The following is a 21794-nucleotide window of genomic DNA, read 5'->3' as shown; positions in this document are numbered from 1 at the left end:
CTCCTCAGTAACCGATTGCACGCCACTGCACAGTGCGACCATCATAAACATTGGTATCACAGAAAGCTTGCCCATCAAACCCTGCGACACTTGGCTTCCCGATACTTACCGACTGTCTATCCTGACGATAATATGAAACTCGATCATAATCATCGATCGTCACACCAATACTGGCAACCACAGACAAACAACCATTTGGAAATCTAAGCGGGAATACCGTATCAATATTTGCCGAAGAAACATTTGCCGGCAGATAAATGCTACCCCACTGTTCGATCAAACCATTAGGACTCTTAGCCCATCCATTCGCGGCAATTTGCGAGGCGTAATCGGCGGTATTTGAAAGGCCACCGGCAATCACTGCATACGTGTGATCAGCATTACATACCAACATCAAAGGTGGTTCATTAGAACGGATCGTAATGGTGTCGTATGCACGAGACCCAATTGCGATGTATCCCCCTGCCACAGCAGGTTTATGAACTGTAATGGTGCCATCCCCGGACCCAACGGAAAGACAAAATACTGAACCAATCGGAATACCCGAGGAAGGTAGTACCACAGTACTACTCCATATCGGAGCACCACCACCGTTCATATAAACCATTCGCCCTACTTCGGACAGGGTCAAGGTTGAACCTGATGGAAACCCTGTCACGTATGAGGGAAATGATAATCCCATTTCCTTGACGAACTGGGTGGTGGCCAAACGAGTCGAAATATCCCCCCTCGCAGGTGTCATGGCGGCAGGGGCACCGGTGAATGCAGGGCTGGCAAGCGGTGCCTTGAGCGCCAGCGCAGCATCTACCTGGCTCCTTGTATAGACATCAGTCAGCCCATATCCGGCTACCGTGGTTGGATTGGTCGCTGTAACCACTCGCCCGTACTTGTCTACCGTGACACTACGATAAGTCCCTACCGACACACCGCTACGACCGAAGGCCATTTCATAGTTCTGGGCACTGACACCCAAAGTCGTCGCCCCATCGCTGACCAACTGCCAAGCACTGTCACCGTTGACCGTGCCCTTCTCGACCAGCACCAGCAGGCCAGGCGTGACCTTGGCATCGCTGTCGGCATCGCTGCACCGCGTCCATGTGCCTGCGGCCACCAGGTAGAGACCATTGTCCTTGGCCGCCGTCTGGTCCTTGACCAGCACCCGGGTCCCCGCCTGCAATGCAACTCCATCGACGGTCTGTAGCCCACTCAAGGTAATCGCCGCTGTGGTCGCGACCTGAACCGAATGCTTGAAATCCTGCCGAGCCAGCTCCTCGGTCACCCATTCACGGGTGGCCAGTACCACCGCCGGATCGATCTTCAACTGCACGTTGCTCGCGCTGCTGACGATCAGGTTCATACGCACCACCTGGGTGCGCCCCGAGCCCTGGCTGAGCAACGGTTTGTAGGTCGGCGCGCAGTTGGCCACGGCGACCATGTCGCCATCGGCGTCGTACAGCGCGATCTCGCGGATCCACTTGCCGCCGACATCCGCCGGGATGACCTGCTCGGCGACAATGATCGCGCTGTTCTTGTCGTCCACCTTCAGCTGGTTCAGCGGCGCCCGGCGCCATTCGTTGATCAGGCTGGTCTGGGTGGCGTTGGGGGTGGGGTCGACGCCGTTGGCGTCGCCCACGCCCATCTGGGTGATTTTCCACGGGATGCCCAAGGCATCCGCGTTGGCCTGTTTCGCCGCGCCCACGTTGGTGAGAATGGCGTAGAACTGGGAATTCTGGTCAACCATGTGCAATGTCCAAGGTATCGATTGTGTGTTCCCGACCGCCGCGACCAATGGCGCCACTGACGATCAGGTCAGGAGGTGCCGGCGGGTAGACGTCGAGTTCATCGCCGTCCTGCTGCGCGCAGCCGAAATAGAGACCGCCACGGCTTTCGAGACTGATCGCCAGACCGGTCATGTGGCGGCTGACCGGCCGCGCGTCGTCGATCAGCGACGACAGTTCGTTGTAGGTTTCCTCGCTGATGCCGGTGTCGGTCACCCCGACCTTCAGGGCAAAGGTCCCCGGCACGCCGGCAGGCTGGGTCTGCCACCATTCCTGCACCTCGATCAGGTAGCCGAACGGCTCGACCACCCGCCTGAGGGCGCCGAGGGTGCCCTTGTGGGCATGGACGAAGAACGCCGAGCGGATCACCAAGCGCTTGATCGCCTCGCTCCAACTGTCGTCCCAGCGGTCCACCGACCAGGCCCAGGCCAGCTGGTAGAGCAGGTGCGCCGGGCAGGTGTCGGGGTTGTAGAGGGTGCGCAACGTGACCTTGAGGTCCTCGTCGGCCGCCACCTCGATGGCCCGCTCCAGCGGCGTGCGGTTGAGCGGCAGAAGGCTCTGCATGTCAGCCACCCCGCCGCAGTTCGATGCCGGTGCACCAGGCGGCCTGGGCCTTGCTCGGGCGAATGTCGCTCCAGCCGACCAGCTCGACACGGCTCACGCCATCGATGTGCAACTGCGCGTCGATCCCGGAGCGGGCGACCTCGACGCCAAGGCGTCGACGCGGATTGACCCAGGCCTGGAGACGACGCCGGCACTCGCTGAGGATCGCCTCGAACTCCGGGCCGTTGTCGGCCATGTGCAGCACCGCCTCGACGCGGTACGGCAACACCTCGGCGCTGCGCACATTGACCCGGTCGGCGACCGGGCGAATATCGTCGTCGTTGAGGTAGGCGTTTACCTGCGCCAGCAGCTCGGGGCTGGCCACACCGTCGCTGTCCAGGCTCAGCACAGTGACGTCCACCACCGCCGGCGACGGGCTCTCGGCGGTCGCGTCGGCGACCCGCCCCGAAGCGTTGCGGGCATGGAGGATGTAGCTGTTGCGCGGGCCGGCGGTGGTCAGGCCTTCGTAGACCAGTTGCACCCGCTCGCGCAGGGCGTCGTCGGATTCGAGCATGGCTTCGGTCGGTGGAATCGTGCCCGGGTCCGCCGCCTGGATCACTAGGCGTTGCAGGCTGACGTTGGCCGCCAGCTGATCCAGATCGCTGCCCTGGGCATAGGCCAGTAGCAGCGCCTTGGCCGCGTCATTGATCCGTGCCCGGTTGAGCAGTTTGCGGTACGCGCCGACCTCGAGCAGCTTGGTCACAGGGTCGCTTTCCAGATTGGCGGTCCAGCCGTCGCCCAGCTGGGCACGGAAGCTGGCCAGGTCCTCCTGGTACAGCGCCTCGAAATCGAGGTCCTCGAGCAGCTGCGGAGCGGGCAGTTTCGACAGGTCGACCTGGCTCATACCGTCACCTCCACCAGGGCGTCATCCCCCAGGTAACGACCGCTCAAGGCCAGGCTGACCTGACCATCGAGCACGGCGACGACCTTGACTCGCTCCAGCTTCAGACGCGGCTCCCAACGCCCTAGGGCCCTGGCCACCTCGGCCTGCACCGCACTCTTCCAGCCTTCGTTGACCGGCAGGTCGACGTAGCGGCGCAGCTGGCTGCCGTACTCCGGGCGCATGCGCCGGCTGCCCAGCGGCGTGGTGAGGATGTCTTCGATGGATTGACGCAGGTGGGCCACGCCCGACAGGGACTGGCCGGTGCGGCGGTCCATGCCGATCATGGGGCACCTCCTGGAATTGAGGCTCCAGGTAGCCTGTTCGGATAGCGCATGGTTATCACCTCGCAGGCAGGAATGAGTTGCCCGGCACTGCCGGGCAACCGGCCTCAGGACACGAAGTCGTAGGTCAGGGCGACGGCCGCCGTGGCGTTGTTGGCGACGGTCCACAGGCCATAGCCCGCCGGGATGAACAGCTGATAAGGCAGGGTGTACTGCGAATCGATGCCGCCGTTGATCCCGCCCATGATGGCGTGGACGCTCATGTCACCGAGGTAGGCCGGCGCCTTCGGGCCGGTGTACAGGTTGAGGATGCCACCGCCGGTGCACAGGGTGGCGGTGCGCAGGTACACGCCATCCTTGTTGTCCGCGGCGCTGAAGACCTGGCTGACGGCGGTTGGGTGGGCGTTGAAGAAATGCTTGCCTACTTTTACTGCTTCCATGTTGCTTTACCTTTTGAGTCGAATGATCAAATGCGCACCATTGCGCAAGACATGTCGCTCACAGGCGATCGCGTTTCGCTGGAGACGCCCTGCGTAATGGCACAGGCGCACGTCCAGACACTGCTCGGTGGCAGAAATCAGTTGGTGATCAGCAGATCCAGACTGGTGGCGTCACAGGCGTTGCTGGTCTTCTTGTCGATGACCAGATAGAGCATCGAGGTGGCGCTCACTTCAATATCGTTGGCCTTGATGACCGCGCTGCCGCCATTGGCCAAGTCGCCCGACTGCACCACGCGGTCACCCAGGTTGAGCGACCAGGCGACGCCATCGCCGCACGCGCTGTGCAGATCGTTGACCCGGCCCAGCACGTTGATCCGGCCACTGATCGGGCTGGCCCAGCGCACGATGCTCTGGCTATCGCCGCCCGGATGGGTGGCCACATCGCCCTGCTTGAAGACGAAGCTGCCACCCGAGCCACTGAAGGTGAAGCTCTTCTTGATGACACTCACATACGCGCTATTGGCGTCATCGCGCCAGCAAGTGACATTGGCGCCACTGCAGTTATCGGCAACGAACGTCGGTAGCGGCGTGTAGTTGGCCGGTACGTTGAGCCCAGTCCTGTTCTGCATGAACGTCCAGGGGGAATCGGCAGCGGCACTCTGGGTAGCGATGTACATGTCCCGAGCGAGATTCCACGACTGGGCAGTTGCCGCCCAGGCACCTGGAGCCATGACGCTGCACAGCAGGGTGAGCGCGACTAGAGTGGGTTTGAGCTTTTTCATGGTCTGATCTGATCCTTGTTCAGTGATTGTGATTGGCGGTGTTGCCGGCCGTGTCGATGATCCGGCCACCGCCGTTGATGTCGCCGCTGACCGTCAGCGGGCCGTTGATGGCGACCGTGCCGGTCAGGGTGATCGACGCGGCGTCAAGGGTGATGGCGTTGTCGCTGACCACCAGGGTGCTTGCGCCGACCTTGACCGTGGCCTGGCCGCTGGGCAGCTGGATGTCATAGCGTTTGGCCTGCCAGTCGTAGGCCAGCGAGCCGCCATCGTCGAAGCGCCAGACCTCGACATGGTCGCGGTTGTCCGGCGCCGCCCCGGCATTGCCGTACAACCCCGGGACGAAGGTGCCCAAGGCCGGTTCGCCGCTGGGGCTGATCAACACGCCCTGCTCGTCCAGGCTCGGCACCCGCCAGTGGCGGGCCTTGCCGGCCGCCTGGGCGTGCCAGCGCACCCAGGCGCTGGTCCAGCCGCCGCCGTCGGACACCCGCACCCGGGCCGCGGCCAGGTCCACCGCCACCACCCGGCAAGGGATCACCAGGCTGGCCAGCATGCGATCGTGCATGGCACTGGCGTAGCTCATGCCAGGTCCTCCGGTGACAGGTACTTGCCCTCGTTGCCGGGCCCGGTGTCCGGGGCGAAGCCCAGCATCAGGCTGCCCGCCGGCTGGTCGGGCCAGGGCCAGTGGACAGTCCCCAGCAGGACCGGTTGCTCCCATTGCACCCGCCAGGTGGTGCCCTCCGCTTCGGCAAGGATGTCCCGTGCGCCCTCGACGTAATCAAGCCCCCAGGACTGCTGGCGCAGCACATCGATCAGCTGCGCCGCCAGCACGCCGGCCTGCGTCCGTGCCTGCGCGGGGGTGCCCTGGGCGGTGACGCGGGCCTCGAAGGTCGCCATCAGTAATGAGCGACCGTCACGCAGCGCCTCGTCGCCACGCATGCGCAACACGCCATGCACCAGGGCCGGCAGAGCCGGCTCGGGAATGTCGTCGCCCTCCGTGGCGACCGTGGCGAAGGCCGGCAACGCCGCCCGCAGGGTGGAGGTGACAGCCGCGTACAACTGGGCCAATTCGCTCATGCTTGTGCTCCTTGAACGCTCGGTTCGGCGAAGGCCGGGCCCGCGAAGGCCCGGCGCCTGGCTCAGAAGTGCCAGGTCCAGATGTCGATCGGCTTCTGGTCAGGGTTGATCTTGCGGATATGGCGATAGGTCGGCTGGAAGCCGAAGCGCGCCCACACCGGTTTCTCGTCGAGGATGGCGATGCTGCCGTTGGCCTGCAGACGCAGCACCGCGCTGGCATGGCCGCCGGTGTGCGAATGCCACAGCACCGCGTTGCCGGCACCGTAGACCACCAGGTTGCCGTCACCCTGGAACACTGCGCGCACGGCGCCCTTGCCGTGGGTACCGGCGTTCCAGGTGGCCGCGCCGTTCGGGCCATAGGCCACGAGATTGCCGTCGCCCTGGAACACCAGCTTGCTGGCGCCCGCGCCGTACAGCACGCCCTGTACCAGCTCGGTGCCGGGTGCCAGCAGCAGCGAGTCCACAGCGCCAGGTACCAGCGCGATGGCCGGCGTGCCGTTCCACAGCGCCAGGGAGTCGACCAGCACGATGTTGCCGTCGTCCTGCAGCACCAGGTGCGTGCGGTTCCACTGGTCGTTGCTGGTGAAGGTGCTGTTGTTGGTCAGCCACACGCGGCGCCGCGAGTAGTCGTCGAGGAACGCGCCGTACTGCACGTAGAAGGCCAGCGGGGCTTTCTTGTTGCGCAGGGGTATGCTCGAACTGAAGGGTTGTTGTTCATTGGCGACCCAGACGGTGGCGCCGTTGTCCTGGATCACCAGGTTGCCATCGCCCTGCAGCAGCAGCTTGAAGCGCTGGTTGGGCGACAGCAGGTACTGGCCCGCCGACAGGGTCTGATAAGCGGGCAGCACCGAAGTGCCGACGCCGTTGAAAGGAATGCGGGTACGACCTGCCATGGTGTTTCTCCTACTGGATCGATTGAAGGGGAGCCGGGCCCTGCGGCCCGTCCTGATCGCTCGGTGGCACGTTGTCGAGGCCCGTGGCCTTCATGTGGTTCAAGGTCGCGCAACGCGAGCACTTGATCTGGACCAGCGCCGACCCGCCGATGCGGGCCAGCAAGCGGTTGCATTTACCGCAGCGAAACTCGTTGAACATCCGCTTTCTTCCTTGTTACCGCGTTCATTCTTCGTCCTGGCGCGCCACTGCGGGCTGGTCGTCCAGCCCCAGCCGGCGCGCGGCCCAGCGCTCATAGAGGCCGATGGCCACGTCGGCGCCAGCCATGGCAGTGAGGCAGCCAAAGGCACTGGCACTCCAGATCGACATGCCGCTGGCATACAGCAGCATGACCGTCGACACCCCGCAGACCATGCAGGCCCCGGAGCGCAGCGCCAGCCGCCTGAGCAGCCCCCAGCCGCGGGCGCCGGCCTTGTCGGCGCGCCACATCTCGCCGGAAAGTCCGCCCAGCAATGCCAGGAGGATCACCAGCCAGAGCGGCATCTCCAGCAACGTCTGTTGCTCGTTCGTCACGTTCCTGTCTCCTGTGTGTTGCCCGCCAGCGAGAGGCCGGCGGATCGTGATTGGCTTGACTCGGCATTCCAAAAAGCCCGCTCTGCAGGCTTTTCAGTAATGCGCGGTGTAACCGCCGGCCACGACTGGTGACGCCGTGCGGTTGCGCTTCAAATTGATGACTCCGACCGCGGCCGCCTGCCCGCCGGATAACTGATCGTGGTGCTTTACGCTGCACACCCGGGCCAGTTGCCAACCCTCTGAACAGTCGAGGCCTGTTCATCGCTGCCTGTATCTCAACCGGTTTGCGTCCGGCTTGGGATACATTTTATGCATTCATGCATATGCAGTCAATGCACAAATTCAAAATTTTATGCATCAGCTTTTGCTTCTATGCATGGAGGCCTGATCGGACGTGGGTGTAGGGCTTTTCTGAGGACGAAAAAAAACCCGCCGAGGCGGGTTTTTATCGAGGGCTGGGGATCAACGGGCGTACATGCCCCACCAGAAGACGTGGCCAAGAAGGCTGATCTGTTCTTCCTGCATCTGCTGGAAGCTGTAGTCCTCGTCGGGGTGCTCGTCGCGGTTGAAGCTGCGCAGGCGAATGCCGGTAGGCAGGCGGTACACCTGTTTCACCCGCAGCTGGCCATTGTGGTTGATGGCGTAAAGGTCACCGTCGATGATGTCGCCGATGGTGCTTTTACCGGTATTGACCCCGACCGTGGCGCCATCGCGCAGCACCGGCAGCATGCTGTTGCCGCGTACCGTCACGCACTTGGCGTTGTCGAACTGCACGCCATTGTGGCGCAGGCTGCGTTTGCCGAAGCGCAAGCGAGCATTCTCGCTTTCCTCGATGACGAATCTTCCTGATCCTGCTGCCAACTCGACCTCACGAAGAAAAGGAACGGACACCTCGTCGTCCTCGACGGGAGTTTCATCGTCCCACAGGCTGATATCGCTCAGGGCCGCATGGCCCTGGGCGAGCGGGGCCGCGTCACGGGACTCGCCCAGTTCGACACGGCCGCGCAACTGGTCGGTGCTCACGCCGAAGTACTCGGCGATCTTCGAGACGTGCTTGTCCGAAGGATCGACGATCTTCTCGCTGAGAATCCGCGACAGGGTGGATTGAGGCACGCCCGTGCGCCGATGCAGCTCTGTGGGGGACAGGCCGTGGCGGGCGAGCAGTTCTCTGAGTACGGAGGCTACGTTGCGTTTTTGCATAATGCGCATAATGCAACCGTGGAAGCGAAAATGCAATGGCCCCTGCAACAGTCAACCTGCGCAGATTTGCCCCACCCATCCGGCCTGCGTCGACCGGAAAAAGCCTGTACCATTAGCGGTTTCGAAATTTGCCACCAGACCACCCGCTGTAAGGCCCTGAATGTCTGACCTCTCCGCACACACCCCGATGATGCAGCAGTACTGGAAGCTGAAGAACCAGCACCCGGACCAGCTGATGTTCTACCGCATGGGCGATTTCTACGAGATCTTCTACGAAGATGCGAAGAAAGCCGCGAAACTGCTGGATATCACCCTGACCGCCCGCGGGCAGTCGGCGGGCCAGTCGATTCCCATGTGCGGGATTCCGTTCCACTCGCTGGAAGGCTACCTGGCCAAGCTGGTCAAGCTCGGCGAATCGGTGGTGATCTGCGAGCAGATCGGCGACCCGGCCACCAGCAAGGGCCCGGTGGAACGCCAGGTGGTGCGCATCATCACCCCGGGCACGATCAGCGACGAGGCCTTGCTCGACGAGCGCCGCGACAACCTGATCGCCGCCCTGCTCGGTGACGAGCGCCTGTTCGGCCTGGCGGTGCTGGACATCACCAGCGGCAACTTCAGCGTGCAGGAGATCAAGGGCTGGGAGAACCTGCTGGCCGAGCTCGAGCGCATCAACCCGGTGGAACTGCTGATCCCCGACGACTGGCCGCAGGGCCTGCCGGCCGAAAAGCGCCCCGGCGCCCGCCGTCGCGCACCATGGGACTTCGACCGCGACACGGCGCGCAAGAGCCTCTGCCAGCAGTTCGCCACCCAGGACCTCAAGGGCTTTGGCTGCGACAAGCTGACCCTGGCCATCGGCGCCGCCGGCTGCCTGCTGACCTACGCCAAGGAAACCCAGCGCACCGCCCTGCCGCACCTGCGCAGCCTGCGCCACGAGCGCATGGACGACACGGTCATCCTCGATGCCGCCAGCCGCCGCAATCTGGAGCTGGACATCAACCTGGCCGGTGGCCGCGACAACACCCTGCAATCGGTCATCGACCGTTGCCAGACCGCCATGGCCAGCCGCCTGCTGACCCGCTGGCTGAACCGTCCGCTGCGCGACCTGAAGGTGCTCAAGGCCCGCCAGGACTCGATCCGCTGCCTGCTCGACGGCTACCGTTTCGAGAAGCTGCAGCCGCAGCTCAAGGAAATCGGTGACATCGAGCGGATCCTCGCGCGGATCGGCCTGCGCAACGCCCGTCCGCGTGACCTGGCGCGCCTGCGCGACGCCCTTGGCGCCCTGCCCGAGCTGCAGAACGCCATGGCCGAGTTGGAGGCGCCGCACCTGGCACGCCTGGCCGCGATCACCGGCACCTACCCGGAACTGGCCGGCCTGCTGGAGCGGGCGATCATCGACAACCCGCCGGCAGTGATCCGCGACGGTGGCGTGCTCAAGACCGGTTACGACAGCGAGCTGGACGAGCTGCTGGCGATCAGCGAGAACGCCGGCCAGTTCCTCATCGACCTGGAAGCCCGCGAGAAGGCCCGCACGGGCCTGGCCAACCTCAAGGTCGGCTACAACCGCGTGCACGGCTACTTCATCGAGCTGCCGACCAAGCAGGCCGAGCAGGCGCCGGTCGACTACATCCGCCGGCAGACGCTCAAAGGGGCCGAACGCTTCATCACCCCCGAGCTCAAGGCGTTCGAGGACAAGGCGCTGTCGGCCAAGAGCCGCGCCCTGGCCCGCGAGAAGATGCTCTACGACGCCCTGCTCGAAACCCTGATCGAGCACCTGGCGCCACTGCAGGACAGCGCCGCCGCCCTGGCCGAGCTGGATGTGCTGAGCAACCTGGCCGAGCGCGCCCTGAACCTGGACCTGAACTGCCCAAGCTTCGTCGAAGAGCCGTGCCTGCGCATCGAGCAGGGCCGTCACCCGGTGGTCGAGCAGGTGCTGACCACGCCGTTCGTGGCCAACGACCTGGGCCTGGACAACAGCACGCGCATGCTGATCATCACCGGCCCGAACATGGGCGGTAAGTCTACCTACATGCGCCAGACCGCCCTGATCGTGCTGATGGCCCATATCGGCAGCTTCGTCCCGGCCGCCGCCTGCGAACTGTCGCCGGTCGACCGCATCTTCACCCGTATCGGCTCCAGCGACGACCTGGCCGGCGGGCGTTCGACCTTCATGGTCGAGATGAGCGAGACCGCCAACATCCTGCACAACGCCACCGACCGCAGCCTGGTGCTGATGGACGAGGTCGGCCGCGGCACCAGTACCTTCGATGGCCTGTCGCTGGCCTGGGCCGCCGCCGAGCGCCTGGCCCAGCTGCGCGCCTACACGCTGTTCGCCACCCACTACTTCGAACTGACCGTGCTGCCGGACAGCGAACCGCTGGTGGCCAACGTGCACCTGAACGCCACCGAGCACAACGAACGCATCGTATTCCTGCACCACGTCCTGCCGGGCCCGGCGAGCCAGAGCTACGGCCTGGCCGTGGCGCAGCTGGCGGGCGTGCCGGCGGCGGTGATCCAGCGCGCCCGCGAGCACCTCGGCCGACTGGAAACCGCCAGCCTGCCCCACGAGGCGCCGGTCACGCCATCGCGCGACAACATGCCTCACGTGCCGCACCAGAGCGACCTGTTCGCCAGCCTGCCACACCCGGCCATCGAGAAGCTGGGCAAGCTGGACCTGGACGACATGACGCCGCGCCAAGCTATCGAAATGCTATATCAACTGAAAAACCTGTTATAACGGCCCACCGCGCAAGCTGGTAGAATCCGGCGCGGTTTGCGAGCACTGCAGGTTATTAGCCTGGCCTGCAGCCAGCACCGTGAACCGCGCTGCCCTGGTAAGGAAGGGCAAGCTGCCGTCGCCTGAGGAGAGAATTAGAAATGACCTTCGTCGTCACCGACAACTGCATCAAATGCAAGTACACCGACTGCGTGGAAGTCTGTCCGGTGGACTGCTTCTACGAAGGCCCGAACTTCCTGGTGATTCACCCGGACGAGTGCATCGACTGTGCGCTGTGCGAGCCGGAGTGCCCGGCCCAGGCGATTTTCTCGGAAGACGAAGTGCCGTCCGGCATGGAGAACTTCATCGAGCTGAACGCCGAGCTGGCGGAGATCTGGCCGAACATCACCGAGAAGAAAGACGCCCTGCCGGACGCCGAAGAGTGGGACGGCAAGACGGGCAAGATTGCCGACCTGGAGCGCTAATCGCGCCCAGTTGCGAAAAAGGCCCGAAAGGGCCTTTTTTCATTTCCGACGGGCAAAAAAAAGGGGCGGTTTGACCCGCCCACATTTTTTCCGTAGTCCCTGTATGTCCCAATCATCATCCTGATGAATCGCGTCCCGCGATGTCCCTGGCCGTCATCCTTGAAGGCCTGTGTCTGTCCCTTGACACAGTTCGAATACTAGCGATTCCTCGGTACGGAACAAGCGGCGAATATCTCAGGATGATTCAGGCGACACATCTTTTGATATTTAGAAAGTTCATATATTTCATATAGTTAGAAAAAGTACGCCACTGGAAACGACATTGATTTACTGATCCCTACAGCGATCGCTTACATGACGAGTAAGCGAATGCTTACACGCGATGCTACGAGGGTGGAGAAATAAATACTTCGCAGGTGGCAGGCTATGGGGTTGGGAGTGAGGACGCCTTCGCGGGGCAAGCCCGCTCCTACAGGTTTCGTGTCCAGCCCCGAAAAGCAGCGTGGGAGCGGGCTTGCCCCGCGATGGCGTCAGATCGGCCAATGAAATTGGCTTCTGCGCTAAAAACGCAAACGCCCCGAACAAGTCGGGGCGTTTGCCTTGTGCACGTCAGTGACTACTGGAACAGCGACTCGCTGGACAGGCCGTTCTTCTCGAGAATCTCGCGCAGGCGCTTGAGGCCTTCGACCTGGATCTGCCGCACACGCTCGCGGGTCAGGCCGATCTCCAGGCCGACATCCTCGAGGGTGCTGCTTTCATGCCCACGCAGGCCGAAACGCCGCACCACCACCTCGCGCTGCTTGTCGGTCAGCTCGCCCAGCCACTGGTCGATGCTCTGCGACAGGTCATCATCCTGCAGCAGTTCGCACGGATCGGTGGGGCGATCGTCGGTGAGCGTGTCGAGCAGCGTCTTGTCGGAGTCAGGGCCGAGCGAGACATCCACCGAGGACACCCGCTCGTTCAGGCCGAGCATGCGCTTGACCTCGGCCACCGGTTTCTCCAGCAGGCTGGCGATCTCTTCCGGCGACGGCTCGTGGTCGAGCTTCTGCGTCAACTCGCGGGCAGCGCGCAGGTAGACGTTGAGCTCCTTGACCACGTGGATCGGCAGGCGAATGGTGCGGGTCTGGTTCATGATCGCCCGCTCGATGGTCTGGCGGATCCACCAGGTCGCGTAGGTAGAGAAGCGGAAGCCCCGCTCGGGGTCGAATTTCTCCACCGCACGGATCAGGCCCAGGTTGCCTTCCTCGATCAGGTCGAGCAACGACAGGCCACGATTGACGTAACGGCGGGCGATCTTGACCACCAGGCGCAGGTTGCTTTCGATCATGCGCTTGCGACCGGCCGGGTCGCCTTTTTGCGACAGGCGCGCGAAATGCACTTCTTCCTCTGGCGAAAGCAGGGGCGAGAAGCCGATTTCATTGAGATACAGTTGAGTGGCATCAAGTGCGCGACTGTAGTCGATGTACTTGTGCTGCTTGAGCGACGCGCCCTGTTTCGACTTGGTCCGAACCGAAGGTACAGCAGGTTCGTCTGACACCACATCCGTTTCCAAAACGATGCCAGTCTCCATGAGAAGGAGGTCATCGTCGATGTCAAACTCCGGCACTTCTTTACTGAGAGCCATTGTTATAGTCCTTTGCTGAGTTCGAACTCAGACTCGAGCGTCACCCTTCCATGGCAGCGCTGGAGCCTGTCCCCTCTACATCCAAGGAACAGGCCGGGACAATGATCAACGGCGTGGCAGGAACTGGAGAGGATCGACGGGTTTGCCCTGGCGGCGAATCTCGAAATGCAGCTTCACCCGATCAGTGCCCGTGGACCCCATTTCTGCGATCGTCTGCCCTGCCTTGACCTGCTGCCCCTCCCGAACCAAAAGCCTGCGGTTGTGACCGTAGGCACTGACGTAGGTATCGCTGTGTTTGATGATGATGAGCTCGCCATAGCCCCTCAAGCCACTGCCGGCGTAGACCACCGCTCCATCAGACGCAGCAAAAACAGGCTGTCCCAAATCACCGGCGATATCAATGCCTTTATTCAAACTACCGTTTGAAGCGAATTTACCAATCAACACGCCGTTCGCCGGCCACGTCCAACCGCCGACGGCGCGCTCTGCGGCGGGCACCTGGGCAACCGTTTGCGAGGTGGTGGAAGAGGCAGTAGTGGCACTTTTGCCATTGCTGGTCGCCGGCGCGGTGGTCGCGACCGGTCGGCGGATGACGGTAGTCTTGCTCGACGAAGAAGGGCTGCTGACAACCGTGGTGCTACCCCCTGCGCCGCTGCTGAAACGAATAGGCTGGCCCGGGCGGATGGTGTAGGGGGCGGGAATGTTGTTGCGCGCCGCCAGCTCCTTGTAGTCCCAGCCATAGCGGAAGGCGATGGAGAACAGCGTGTCGCCGGGTTTGACGATGTACTGCCCCGAGGTGACGGTCGGGCGCTTGGGCGCGGCGTTGTTGCGGTCGACCACGCGGGCGCCGTTGGAGCTGGTGCTGGAACAGCCAGCCAGCAGGGTCCCCATGGCCAGCGCAATCACCAGAAGCTTCAATACCGACCGTTCCTTGCGCTGCCGCATGCCTGTGTGACCCACCCGCGCTCCCCTCATGCTGTCAAATAATGACGATACAAAATGCAATATTATTTCAATTATAACCGAGCCACCCCGCCAGGGGTGACTCGCAATTGGCCTGATCGGTGTACGAAAAACGCCACGCCAGATAGACAGGGGCCAGGCGCAAGAATTCGTCGCCGGCGCAAATATTCCGTTGCGCCGCTCAGGCCAGCGGGCCGTTGAGCAGGGGCACGAAGCGAACGGCCCCGAGCACCCGGCGCGAGAAGCCATGTTCTTCGCGCACGATCAGCATCAGTTGCTGGGTCTCCCCCGCTGGCCCGACCGGGATAACCATGCGTCCACCCGGCGCCAGCTGGTCGAGCAGTGCCTGGGGCACCTCCGGGGCGACCGCGGTGACGATGATGCCGTTGTACGGCGCCAGCGCCGGCCAACCTTCGCAGCCGTCGCCCCAGCGGAACACCACGTTACGCAGGTTGAGCTCCACCAGGCGCTCCTTGGCCCGGTCCTGCAGGACCTTGATCCGCTCAACCGAAAACACCCGTTCTACCAGTTGGGCCAGGATCGCCGTCTGGTAGCCCGAGCCGGTGCCGATCTCCAGCACCTTGTCCAGGGGCCCGGCCTCCAGCAACAGCTCGCTCATGTGCGCGACCATGAACGGCTGGGAGATCGTCTGGTTGTGGCCGATCGGCAGCGCCGTGTCCTCGTAGGCACGATGGGCCAGGGCTTCATCGACGAACAGGTGACGCGGGGTACGGCGAATGGCCTCGAGCACCTTGGCGTTCGACACGCCTTCTTCGTAGAGCCGCTGGATCAGCCGCTCCCGGGTGCGCTGGGAGGTCATGCCGATGCCACGACGCTGCAGATCGTCCTGTTCGCGCATCAGAGCACGCCCTCCAGCCAGCCGTCGAGGCGCTCGAAGGCATCGTTGAAGGTGCGGTCCAGCTGCAACGGCGTGATCGACACGTAGCCTTGCATCACCGCATGGAAATCGGTGCCCGGCCCGCCGTCCTCGGCATCGCCGGCCACGGCGATCCAGTAGCCTTCCTTGCCGCGCGGGTTGACCACCTTGGTCGGCGCCGCGGCACGCGCCCGGTGCCCCAGGCGGGTGAGCTGGATGCCGCGGATATGCTCCAGCGGCAGATTAGGGATGTTGACATTGAGCACGGTGCGCGGCGGCAGCTCCAGGCGCGACTGCGCCTCGACCAGGCGCCGGGCGATGTAGGCGGCGGTCGGCAGATTGTCGGGCAGGCGCGACAAGAGCGAAAACGCCAGCGAGGTGCCGCCGAGGAAACGCCCTTCCAGCGCGGCGGCGACCGTGCCGGAATACAGCACGTCATCCCCCAGGTTGGCGCCCAGGTTGATGCCGGACACCACCATGTCGGGGGTTTCCGGCAGCAGGCCGTTGAGCCCCAGGTGCACGCAGTCGGTGGGCGTGCCGTTGAGGCTGATGAAGCCGTTGGCCAGGGTCTGCGGGTGCAGCGGCCGGTCGAGCGTCAGCGAACTGCCGGCGCCGCTCTTGTCTTGATCCGGGGCAATCACCACGCACTCGGCGTAATCAACCAACGCTTCATGCAGCGCGGCGATGCCGGGTGCGGTAACACCGTCGTCATTCGAAATCAGAATACGCATGGGCTGTCCGTCTGCCCTGCCGGCACCAGATCGACGAGTTCGCGCACCACTACGGTGGCGAAGCATCCGGCCGGAAGGACGAATTCCAGTTGCAGGATATCAGGCTCGGGATAATGCCACGACAGACGCCCAATAGGGAGCCGCAGGATGCGCCGTTCGTGATCCATGCCCGCTCGCGCCAGCCATTGGCACAACGCCGGATGGCGGGCGGCGACTTCGCTCTCGAGCGCCTGGGTCGCGCCGGCGCACGGCGATGGCCCCTCGCCCCACAGCGGGCCGGTGGGGTGCAGGTCGAGAATGGCCAGGCGCGGGTCGCTGCACTCGGCCTCCCCCGCCGGGAAGAAACTGCGGCTGTCGGTGAACGCCAGCAGGTCGCCGACCTGGGCGCGCTGCCAGCTGCCATCGGCCACCCGGGCGGCCAGCACCTGGTTGAACAGGTAGCTGCGCCCGGCCGACAGCAGCCGCGAGCGCACATTGCGCTGCTCGGGTAGCGCCTGGCGGGCGGCCCAGTCCTGGGCGTCGTGCACGTTGCCACCGCCATGGCCGAAGCGCTGGCTGCCGAAGTAATTGGGCACGCCCTGCAGCTTGAGTTGTTCCAGGCGGGCATCGAGGGCCGGGCGGTCAGCCTGCAGGGCGGTCAGGCGCAGGGTGAAGCCATTGGCCGAATGCGCGCCACGCTGCAGCTTGCGCTGGTGGCGCACCTGCTTGAGCACCCGCAGGGTGTCGTCCTCGGCGCGGGACAGGTCGGGGTCGGCCTTGCCCGGCAGGTGCAGGCTGAACCACTGACGTGTCAGGGCCTGGCGGTCCTTGAGGCCGGCATAGCTGATGGCGCGCACCGGCACGCCGGCGGCGCGGGCCAGGCGGCGGGCCGCCTCCTCGGTGTTGAGGTCACGCTTCTCGACCCACAGCCACAGATGCTCGCCCTGGCCGGACAGCGGGATATCGAGGACTTCATCGACCTGAAAGTCTTCGGCTACCGCCTTGAGCACTGCGGTGCCCAAGGCTTCGCCCGAGGCCCGTGGGCCCAGCAGTTCGAGTTCGGTCATGCTGGCAGCAGCAGGGCGACCGCGTGCACGGCGATGCCCTCCTCGCGGCCGGTGAAGCCCAGCTTTTCTTCGGTGGTGGCCTTGACGTTGACCTGGTCGAGTTCGACCTGCAGGTCTGCGGCGATCTGCTGGCGCATGGTCTCGATATGCGGGGCCATCTTCGGCGCCTGGGCGACGATGGTGGCGTCGACGTTGCCGACCTTCCAGCCCTTGTCGCGCACGACGGCGACCACGTGGCGCAGCAGCACGCGACTGTCGGCGCCCTTGAACTGGGGATCGGTATCGGGGAAATGCTTGCCGATGTCGCCCAGCGCCGCAGCGCCGAGCAAGGCATCGCTCAGGGCGTGCAGCAGCACGTCACCGTCGGAGTGGGCCAGCAGGCCGAACTTGTGGGGGATACGCACCCCGCCCAAGGTAATGAAATCACCGTCGCAGAAACGGTGGACATCGTAGCCGTGGCCAATACGCATAGAAAAACGCCCTGATTGAGTCAGGGCGTGATTCTACCTGCTTTCATGCGGTATTGGGGCTGCTGTGCAGCCCTTCGCGGATGAACCCGCTCCCACAAGGAACGCTGCAAGCCGAGGGCTGCAGATACCCTGTGGGAGCGGGTTTACCCGCGAAAAAGCCAACACCCTGCTGTTAGGTCAGACCCGGCCCAACGCCACCGCATGATGACGCAGGTGTTCCTCGATGAAGCTGGCGATGAAGTAGTAGCTGTGGTCATAGCCCGGCTGCAGGCGCAGGGTCAGCGCGTGGCCACCCTTGCGCGCTGCCTGCTCCAAGGCTTGCGGCTTGAGCTGCTTGTCGAGGAAGTCATCGCGATCGCCCTGGTCCACCAGCAGCGGCGGGCACTGCCCGGCCTCGGCCAGCAGCACGCTGGCGTCCCACTCGCGCCAGCGCGCACGGTCCTCGCCCAGGTAGCGGGAAAACGCCTTCTCGCCCCAGGGGCAATCCATCGGGTTGCTGATCGGCGAGAACGCCGACACCGAACGGTAGCGCCCGGGGTTGCGCAGGGCGCAGACCAGCGCGCCATGGCCGCCCATGGAATGACCACTGATGCTGCGCTGGTCGGACGCCGGGAAGTGCGCCTCGATCAGGGCCGGCAACTCCTCCACCACATAGTCGTGCATCCGGTAATGCTGAGCCCAGGGCTGCTGGGTGGCGTTGAGGTAGAACCCCGCACCCAGGCCGAAGTCCCAGGCGCCATCCGGATCGCCCGGCACCTGCTCGCCACGCGGGCTGGTGTCCGGGGCGACGATGATCAGCCCGAGCTCCGCGGCCAGGCGCTGGGCGCCGGCCTTCTGCATGAAGTTCTCGTCGGTGCAGGTCAGCCCGCTGAGCCAGTACAGCACCGGCAGCTTCTCGCCCTGCTCGGCCTGGGGCGGCAGGTAGACGGCGAACACCATGTCGCAGCCGAGCACCTTGGAGCTGTGCCGGTACCGCTTGTGCCAGCCGCCGAAGCTCTTCTGGCAGGAGAGGTTTTCCAGGGTCATGGCGAGGCCCTCAGAAGTGGATCACGCTGCGGATGCTCTTGCCTTCATGCATCAGGTCGAAGGCCTTGTTGATGTCCTCCAGGCCCATGGTGTGGGTGATGAAGGTGTCCAGCGGGATCTCGCCCTTCTCGGACATCTCGACGTAGCTTGGCAGCTCGCTGCGACCCCGCACGCCGCCGAAGGCCGAACCCCGCCAGACGCGACCGGTGACCAGCTGGAACGGACGGGTGGCGATTTCCTGGCCGGCACCGGCCACGCCGATGATCACCGACTCGCCCCAGCCCTTGTGGCAGCACTCCAACGCTGCACGCATCAGTTGCACGTTGCCGATGCACTCGAAGGAGAAATCGACGCCACCGTCGGTGAGGTCGACAATCACTTCCTGGATCGGGCGGTCGTAGTCTTTCGGGTTGATGCAGTCGGTGGCGCCCAACTGGCGGGCGATCTCGAACTTGGCCGGGTTGATGTCGATGGCGATGATGCGCGAAGCCTTGGCCTTGACCGCGCCGATCACTGCCGACAGACCGATGCCGCCGAGGCCGAAGATGGCCACGGTGTCACCCGGCTTGACCTTGGCGGTGTTGAGTACCGCGCCAATACCGGTGGTCACGCCGCAACCGAGCAGGCAGACCTTCTCCAGCGGGGCTTCCTTCTGGATCTTGGCCACCGAGATTTCCGGCAGCACGGTGTACTCGGAGAAGGTCGAGGTGCCCATGTAGTGGAACAGCTGCTGCCCCTTGTAGCTGAAGCGGGTGGTGCCGTCGGGCATCAGGCCTTTGCCCTGGGTGGCGCGAATGGCCTGGCACAGGTTGGTCTTGCCCGACAGGCAGAATTTGCACTTGCCGCATTCCGGGGTGTACAGCGGGATCACATGGTCGCCGACCGCTACCGAGGTGACGCCCTCGCCTACTGCTTCGACAATCGCCCCGCCTTCGTGGCCGAGGATCGACGGGAAAATGCCTTCCGGGTCGGCGCCGGACAGGGTGTAGGCGTCGGTGTGGCAGACACCCGAGGCGACGACACGCAGCAGCACTTCGCCAGCCTTGGGCATGGCCACGTCCACTTCGACGATTTCCAGGGGTTTCTTGGCCTCGAAGGCGACGGCGGCGCGGGACTTGATCATCAAAGGTCTCCAGAAAAGGTGTCGGTTAGCGGCTTGAAGTGTAATTCACCCTCTTTTGATGAATAATCCAACCATTCACAAAACATTATTGCCACACAGGGATAATCCATGAGCAGTCGCTGGGAGGGCATCGACGAGTTCGTCGCGGTGGCCGAATCAGGTCAGTTCACCGCCGCCGCCGAGCGCCTGGGGGTGTCGTCCTCGCACATCAGCCGGCAGATCGCCCGACTCGAAGAACGCCTGCAGACGCGGCTGCTGTACCGCAGCACCCGGCGGGTGACCCTGAGCGAAGCCGGGCAGACCTTTCTCCAGCACTGCCAGCGCCTGCAGGATGGCCGCGAGGAGGCGCTGCGGGCCATGGGCGACCTGGCCAGCGAACCCAAGGGCCTGCTGCGCATGACCTGCGCGGTGGCCTATGGCGAACGCTTCATCGTGCCGCTGGTGACGCGCTTCATGGCGCAGTACCCACAGTTGCGGGTCGACGTGGAGCTGAGCAACCGTACCCTCGACCTATTGCATGAAGGCATGGACCTGGCGATTCGCCTGGGGCGCCTGCAGGATTCGCGGCTGGTGGCCACGCGCCTGGCGCCGCGGCGCATGTACCTGTGCGCGTCGCCAGCCTACCTGGAGCGCTATGGGCGGCCGCACAGCCTGTCGGAGCTGGCGCGGCACAACTGCCTGGTGGGTAGTTCGGACCTGTGGGCGCTGCAGCAGGAGGGGCGCGAGATCAGCCAGCGGGTGCAGGGCAACTGGCGCTGCAACAGCGGCCAGGCGGTGCTGGATGCGGCGCTGCAAGGCATGGGCTTGTGCCAGTTACCGGACTACTACGTGCTCGAGCATTTGCACAGCGGGACGCTGGTGTCGTTGCTGGAGGGGCATCAGCCACCTAATACGGCGGTGTGGGCGCTGTATCCGCAGCAGCGGCATCTGTCGCCGAAGGTGCGCAGGTTGGTGGATTACCTGAAGGAAGGGTTGGCGCAGTTGCCGGAATATCGGGGTACATGAACCCTATGTGCCCCACTTTCCGGCCTCTTCGCGGGTAAACCCGCTCCCACAGGGATGGCACCAGCCTCAAGGTCTCCAACACAGGTACAACACAGCCCTCAAGCTCGGCGCTACACCTGTGGGAGCGGGTTTACCCGCGAAGAGGCAGAGAACACCACAAGGGCATGAGATCAGCGTCGCCCGGCCCACCGCTGGCGCAGCCACTCCAGGTCTTCCGGGCGGGTCACCTTGATGTTGTCGCTGCGCCCTTCGACCAGGCGCGGCGCATACCCGGCCCACTCGATGGCCGATGACTCGTCGGTGACCGCCACATCGGACACCAGGCACTCGGCCAGCGCCCGGTGCAGCATGCCCAGGCGGAACATCTGCGGGGTATAGGCCTGCCAGACGGTACTGCGATCGACCGTGGCCGCCACCCTGCCCTCGCCGTCGGCACGCTTGAGCGTGTCCCGGGCGGGAACGGCGAGCAATCCGCCGACGGGATCTTCAGCCAGAGCTGACAGCAACTTGTCCAGATCGCTGCGCGCCAGGTTCGGCCGCGCGGCGTCGTGCACCAGCACCCAATCGTCATCCGATGCGCCCTGGGCGTGCAGCAGCAACAGCGCGTTGAGCACCGAATCGGCGCGCTCACGGCCGCCCGGGGCGCGCTGGATGCGCGGATCGCTGGCGCAACGCAGCCCGGGCCAGTAAGGGTCTTGTTCGGCAATGCTGACCACCACGCCCTTGAGCATGGGATGGTCGAGGAAACAGTCGAGGCTGTGCTCGAGAATCGTCTGCCCGCCCAGTTGCAGGTACTGCTTGGGACGGTCGGCAGCCATGCGGGCACCAACGCCCGCGGCGGGAATCACGGCCCAGAAGGCCGGCAGTTGGTTTGTCATTTCTGCGGCAGCTGGTAGAGGGTTTCGCCCTCCTTGACCATCCCCAGTTCATGACGAGCCCGTTCTTCCACGGTCTCCATACCTTTCTTCAACTCCAGGACTTCAGCGTCGAGCACGCGATTACGCTCCAGCAGGCGCTCGTTTTCCGCATGCTGGTCGGCGATCTGCTGCTTGAGTTCGGTCACTTGCGCCAGGCTGCCATTGCCTACCCAAAGGCGATATTGCAGGCCGCCGAGCAGCAGGAGCAGGACGAGGAACAACCAATAGGGACTGCGCATGAAGATATCCAGGGTAAAAAAGGCCGCCGCAGCGAGCTTCCGATAGCACGAAGCCTGGCCGAGGCCAGGC

The 21794-nt window shown here is 64.1% G+C and carries 25 protein-coding genes; 3 read left to right on the top strand and 22 right to left on the bottom strand.

Annotated features, from left to right (window positions below; translation table 11 throughout):
* Positions 1 to 4: 4 nt before the first annotated feature.
* The 12 genes from VUG52_RS06300 to VUG52_RS06245 all read right to left on the bottom strand — a co-directional run bounded on the left by VUG52_RS06300 (position 5) and on the right by VUG52_RS06245 (position 8514).
* Positions 5 to 1741 carry a phage tail protein gene (locus tag VUG52_RS06300; RefSeq protein WP_262951503.1) on the bottom strand — a complete coding sequence of 579 codons (1737 nt, stop codon included), beginning with the start codon at positions 1739 to 1741 and terminating at the stop codon, positions 5 to 7.
* The gene (locus VUG52_RS06295; RefSeq protein ID WP_262951501.1) at positions 1734 to 2342 is read right to left on the bottom strand and encodes a phage tail protein I; all 609 of its coding nucleotides are present in this window, start codon (positions 2340 to 2342) and stop codon (positions 1734 to 1736) included. The genes VUG52_RS06300 and VUG52_RS06295 overlap by 8 nt, the downstream gene beginning before the upstream one ends.
* Before the next feature lies 1 nt (position 2343).
* Complete coding sequence (locus VUG52_RS06290) at positions 2344 to 3225, bottom strand: baseplate assembly protein (RefSeq protein WP_262951500.1); 882 nt, start codon at positions 3223 to 3225, stop codon at positions 2344 to 2346.
* Complete coding sequence (locus VUG52_RS06285; RefSeq protein ID WP_198744651.1) at positions 3222 to 3548, bottom strand: GPW/gp25 family protein; 327 nt, start codon at positions 3546 to 3548, stop codon at positions 3222 to 3224. The genes VUG52_RS06290 and VUG52_RS06285 overlap by 4 nt, the downstream gene beginning before the upstream one ends.
* A 104-nt stretch (positions 3549 to 3652) precedes the next feature.
* Positions 3653 to 3985: a hypothetical protein gene (locus tag VUG52_RS06280; protein ID WP_050704437.1), complete on the bottom strand. Its 333-nt coding sequence runs from the start codon at positions 3983 to 3985 to the stop codon at positions 3653 to 3655.
* Between the two features lie 137 nt (positions 3986 to 4122).
* The gene (locus VUG52_RS06275) at positions 4123 to 4767 is read right to left on the bottom strand and encodes a hypothetical protein (protein WP_262951498.1); all 645 of its coding nucleotides are present in this window, start codon (positions 4765 to 4767) and stop codon (positions 4123 to 4125) included.
* 19 nt (positions 4768 to 4786) lie between these two features.
* Positions 4787 to 5347: a phage baseplate assembly protein V gene (locus VUG52_RS06270; protein ID WP_262951497.1), complete on the bottom strand. Its 561-nt coding sequence runs from the start codon at positions 5345 to 5347 to the stop codon at positions 4787 to 4789.
* Entirely contained in the window at positions 5344 to 5841 is a 498-nt protein-coding gene (locus VUG52_RS06265; RefSeq protein ID WP_262951495.1) for a hypothetical protein, read from the bottom strand. The genes VUG52_RS06270 and VUG52_RS06265 overlap by 4 nt, the downstream gene beginning before the upstream one ends.
* Before the next feature lie 62 nt (positions 5842 to 5903).
* Positions 5904 to 6734, bottom strand: coding sequence for a putidacin L1 family lectin-like bacteriocin (locus VUG52_RS06260; RefSeq protein ID WP_050704433.1), 831 nt, complete (start codon positions 6732 to 6734; stop codon positions 5904 to 5906).
* A gap of 10 nt (positions 6735 to 6744) precedes the next feature.
* Complete coding sequence (locus tag VUG52_RS06255) at positions 6745 to 6933, bottom strand: Com family DNA-binding transcriptional regulator (protein ID WP_050704432.1); 189 nt, start codon at positions 6931 to 6933, stop codon at positions 6745 to 6747.
* A gap of 24 nt (positions 6934 to 6957) precedes the next feature.
* Positions 6958 to 7305 (bottom strand): phage holin family protein, encoded by a 348-nt coding sequence (locus VUG52_RS06250; protein ID WP_050704431.1) that lies wholly within the window; start codon positions 7303 to 7305, stop codon positions 6958 to 6960.
* A 462-nt stretch (positions 7306 to 7767) separates the two neighbouring features.
* Entirely contained in the window at positions 7768 to 8514 is a 747-nt protein-coding gene (locus VUG52_RS06245; RefSeq protein ID WP_082337656.1) for a LexA family transcriptional regulator, read from the bottom strand.
* Between the two features lie 151 nt (positions 8515 to 8665).
* Here VUG52_RS06245 and mutS point away from each other — a divergent pair, with 151 nt between their 5' ends.
* Both mutS and fdxA read left to right on the top strand, forming a co-directional pair.
* A complete protein-coding gene (gene mutS / locus VUG52_RS06240) occupies positions 8666 to 11239 on the top strand; it encodes a DNA mismatch repair protein MutS (RefSeq protein WP_050704430.1) in 2574 nt (857 codons plus the stop codon).
* Between the two features lie 140 nt (positions 11240 to 11379).
* The gene (fdxA, locus tag VUG52_RS06235) at positions 11380 to 11703 is read left to right on the top strand and encodes a ferredoxin FdxA (RefSeq protein WP_050704429.1); all 324 of its coding nucleotides are present in this window, start codon (positions 11380 to 11382) and stop codon (positions 11701 to 11703) included.
* A gap of 616 nt (positions 11704 to 12319) precedes the next feature.
* On the opposite strand, the gene rpoS is transcribed toward fdxA, so the two are convergent.
* The 8 genes from rpoS to VUG52_RS06195 all read right to left on the bottom strand — a co-directional run bounded on the left by rpoS (position 12320) and on the right by VUG52_RS06195 (position 19563).
* The gene (gene rpoS, locus VUG52_RS06230; protein WP_011535249.1) at positions 12320 to 13327 is read right to left on the bottom strand and encodes an RNA polymerase sigma factor RpoS; all 1008 of its coding nucleotides are present in this window, start codon (positions 13325 to 13327) and stop codon (positions 12320 to 12322) included.
* A gap of 105 nt (positions 13328 to 13432) precedes the next feature.
* On the bottom strand, positions 13433 to 14287 hold the full coding sequence (locus tag VUG52_RS06225; protein WP_050704428.1) for a peptidoglycan DD-metalloendopeptidase family protein: 855 nt from the start codon (positions 14285 to 14287) through the stop codon (positions 13433 to 13435).
* Positions 14288 to 14471: 184 nt separating this feature from the next.
* On the bottom strand, positions 14472 to 15110 hold the full coding sequence (locus VUG52_RS06220; protein ID WP_162175259.1) for a protein-L-isoaspartate(D-aspartate) O-methyltransferase: 639 nt from the start codon (positions 15108 to 15110) through the stop codon (positions 14472 to 14474).
* Between the two features lie 38 nt (positions 15111 to 15148).
* Positions 15149 to 15898, bottom strand: coding sequence for a 5'/3'-nucleotidase SurE (surE, locus tag VUG52_RS06215; RefSeq protein WP_050704427.1), 750 nt, complete (start codon positions 15896 to 15898; stop codon positions 15149 to 15151).
* Entirely contained in the window at positions 15886 to 16944 is a 1059-nt protein-coding gene (truD, locus tag VUG52_RS06210; RefSeq protein ID WP_050704426.1) for a tRNA pseudouridine(13) synthase TruD, read from the bottom strand. The genes surE and truD overlap by 13 nt, the downstream gene beginning before the upstream one ends.
* Entirely contained in the window at positions 16941 to 17414 is a 474-nt protein-coding gene (gene ispF, locus VUG52_RS06205) for a 2-C-methyl-D-erythritol 2,4-cyclodiphosphate synthase (RefSeq protein ID WP_028690655.1), read from the bottom strand. Before ispF ends, truD begins: the two co-directional genes overlap by 4 nt.
* Before the next feature lie 177 nt (positions 17415 to 17591).
* Positions 17592 to 18440 (bottom strand): S-formylglutathione hydrolase, encoded by an 849-nt coding sequence (gene fghA / locus VUG52_RS06200; protein ID WP_186714667.1) that lies wholly within the window; start codon positions 18438 to 18440, stop codon positions 17592 to 17594.
* Positions 18441 to 18450: 10 nt separating this feature from the next.
* The gene (locus VUG52_RS06195) at positions 18451 to 19563 is read right to left on the bottom strand and encodes an S-(hydroxymethyl)glutathione dehydrogenase/class III alcohol dehydrogenase (protein ID WP_016712915.1); all 1113 of its coding nucleotides are present in this window, start codon (positions 19561 to 19563) and stop codon (positions 18451 to 18453) included.
* A gap of 108 nt (positions 19564 to 19671) precedes the next feature.
* Here VUG52_RS06195 and VUG52_RS06190 point away from each other — a divergent pair, with 108 nt between their 5' ends.
* Positions 19672 to 20568, top strand: coding sequence for a LysR substrate-binding domain-containing protein (locus VUG52_RS06190; protein ID WP_262951489.1), 897 nt, complete (start codon positions 19672 to 19674; stop codon positions 20566 to 20568).
* A 170-nt stretch (positions 20569 to 20738) separates the two neighbouring features.
* Here the strand turns inward: VUG52_RS06190 and ispD are convergent, their stop codons facing one another.
* A complete protein-coding gene (gene ispD, locus VUG52_RS06185) occupies positions 20739 to 21446 on the bottom strand; it encodes a 2-C-methyl-D-erythritol 4-phosphate cytidylyltransferase (protein WP_050704423.1) in 708 nt (235 codons plus the stop codon).
* On the bottom strand, positions 21443 to 21724 hold the full coding sequence (gene ftsB / locus VUG52_RS06180; RefSeq protein ID WP_011535259.1) for a cell division protein FtsB: 282 nt from the start codon (positions 21722 to 21724) through the stop codon (positions 21443 to 21445). The genes ispD and ftsB overlap by 4 nt, the downstream gene beginning before the upstream one ends.
* Between the last annotated feature and the right edge of the window lie 70 nt (positions 21725 to 21794).

The sequence above is a fragment of the Pseudomonas sp. LH21 genome, from assembly GCF_036549575.1.
GTDB lineage: Bacteria > Pseudomonadota > Gammaproteobacteria > Pseudomonadales > Pseudomonadaceae > Aquipseudomonas > Aquipseudomonas peradeniyensis.
Note: the sequence above shows the minus strand (reverse complement) of the source record. Positions and strands in the feature narration are given on the sequence as shown.

What these genes read in the sequence shown, in the direction of transcription:
- fdxA (WP_050704429.1), top strand. Translation starts at nt 11,380, where the DNA reads ATGACCTTCGTCGTCACCGACAACTGCATCAAATGCAAGTACACCGAC.
- mutS (WP_050704430.1), top strand. Translation starts at nt 8,666, where the DNA reads ATGTCTGACCTCTCCGCACACACCCCGATGATGCAGCAGTACTGGAAG.
- VUG52_RS06295 (WP_262951501.1), bottom strand. Translation starts at nt 2,342, where the DNA reads ATGCAGAGCCTTCTGCCGCTCAACCGCACGCCGCTGGAGCGGGCCATC.
- VUG52_RS06220 (WP_162175259.1), bottom strand. Translation starts at nt 15,110, where the DNA reads ATGACCTCCCAGCGCACCCGGGAGCGGCTGATCCAGCGGCTCTACGAA.
- VUG52_RS06190 (WP_262951489.1), top strand. Translation starts at nt 19,672, where the DNA reads ATGAGCAGTCGCTGGGAGGGCATCGACGAGTTCGTCGCGGTGGCCGAA.
- VUG52_RS06265 (WP_262951495.1), bottom strand. Translation starts at nt 5,841, where the DNA reads ATGAGCGAATTGGCCCAGTTGTACGCGGCTGTCACCTCCACCCTGCGG.
- VUG52_RS06255 (WP_050704432.1), bottom strand. Translation starts at nt 6,933, where the DNA reads ATGTTCAACGAGTTTCGCTGCGGTAAATGCAACCGCTTGCTGGCCCGC.
- fghA (WP_186714667.1), bottom strand. Translation starts at nt 18,440, where the DNA reads ATGACCCTGGAAAACCTCTCCTGCCAGAAGAGCTTCGGCGGCTGGCAC.
- VUG52_RS06285 (WP_198744651.1), bottom strand. Translation starts at nt 3,548, where the DNA reads ATGATCGGCATGGACCGCCGCACCGGCCAGTCCCTGTCGGGCGTGGCC.
- VUG52_RS06300 (WP_262951503.1), bottom strand. Translation starts at nt 1,741, where the DNA reads ATGGTTGACCAGAATTCCCAGTTCTACGCCATTCTCACCAACGTGGGC.
- VUG52_RS06290 (WP_262951500.1), bottom strand. Translation starts at nt 3,225, where the DNA reads ATGAGCCAGGTCGACCTGTCGAAACTGCCCGCTCCGCAGCTGCTCGAG.
- ftsB (WP_011535259.1), bottom strand. Translation starts at nt 21,724, where the DNA reads ATGCGCAGTCCCTATTGGTTGTTCCTCGTCCTGCTCCTGCTGCTCGGC.
- rpoS (WP_011535249.1), bottom strand. Translation starts at nt 13,327, where the DNA reads ATGGCTCTCAGTAAAGAAGTGCCGGAGTTTGACATCGACGATGACCTC.
- VUG52_RS06280 (WP_050704437.1), bottom strand. Translation starts at nt 3,985, where the DNA reads ATGGAAGCAGTAAAAGTAGGCAAGCATTTCTTCAACGCCCACCCAACC.
- VUG52_RS06275 (WP_262951498.1), bottom strand. Translation starts at nt 4,767, where the DNA reads ATGAAAAAGCTCAAACCCACTCTAGTCGCGCTCACCCTGCTGTGCAGC.
- ispD (WP_050704423.1), bottom strand. Translation starts at nt 21,446, where the DNA reads ATGACAAACCAACTGCCGGCCTTCTGGGCCGTGATTCCCGCCGCGGGC.
- VUG52_RS06195 (WP_016712915.1), bottom strand. Translation starts at nt 19,563, where the DNA reads ATGATCAAGTCCCGCGCCGCCGTCGCCTTCGAGGCCAAGAAACCCCTG.
- VUG52_RS06245 (WP_082337656.1), bottom strand. Translation starts at nt 8,514, where the DNA reads ATGCGCATTATGCAAAAACGCAACGTAGCCTCCGTACTCAGAGAACTG.
- surE (WP_050704427.1), bottom strand. Translation starts at nt 15,898, where the DNA reads ATGCGTATTCTGATTTCGAATGACGACGGTGTTACCGCACCCGGCATC.
- truD (WP_050704426.1), bottom strand. Translation starts at nt 16,944, where the DNA reads ATGACCGAACTCGAACTGCTGGGCCCACGGGCCTCGGGCGAAGCCTTG.
- VUG52_RS06270 (WP_262951497.1), bottom strand. Translation starts at nt 5,347, where the DNA reads ATGAGCTACGCCAGTGCCATGCACGATCGCATGCTGGCCAGCCTGGTG.
- ispF (WP_028690655.1), bottom strand. Translation starts at nt 17,414, where the DNA reads ATGCGTATTGGCCACGGCTACGATGTCCACCGTTTCTGCGACGGTGAT.
- VUG52_RS06260 (WP_050704433.1), bottom strand. Translation starts at nt 6,734, where the DNA reads ATGGCAGGTCGTACCCGCATTCCTTTCAACGGCGTCGGCACTTCGGTG.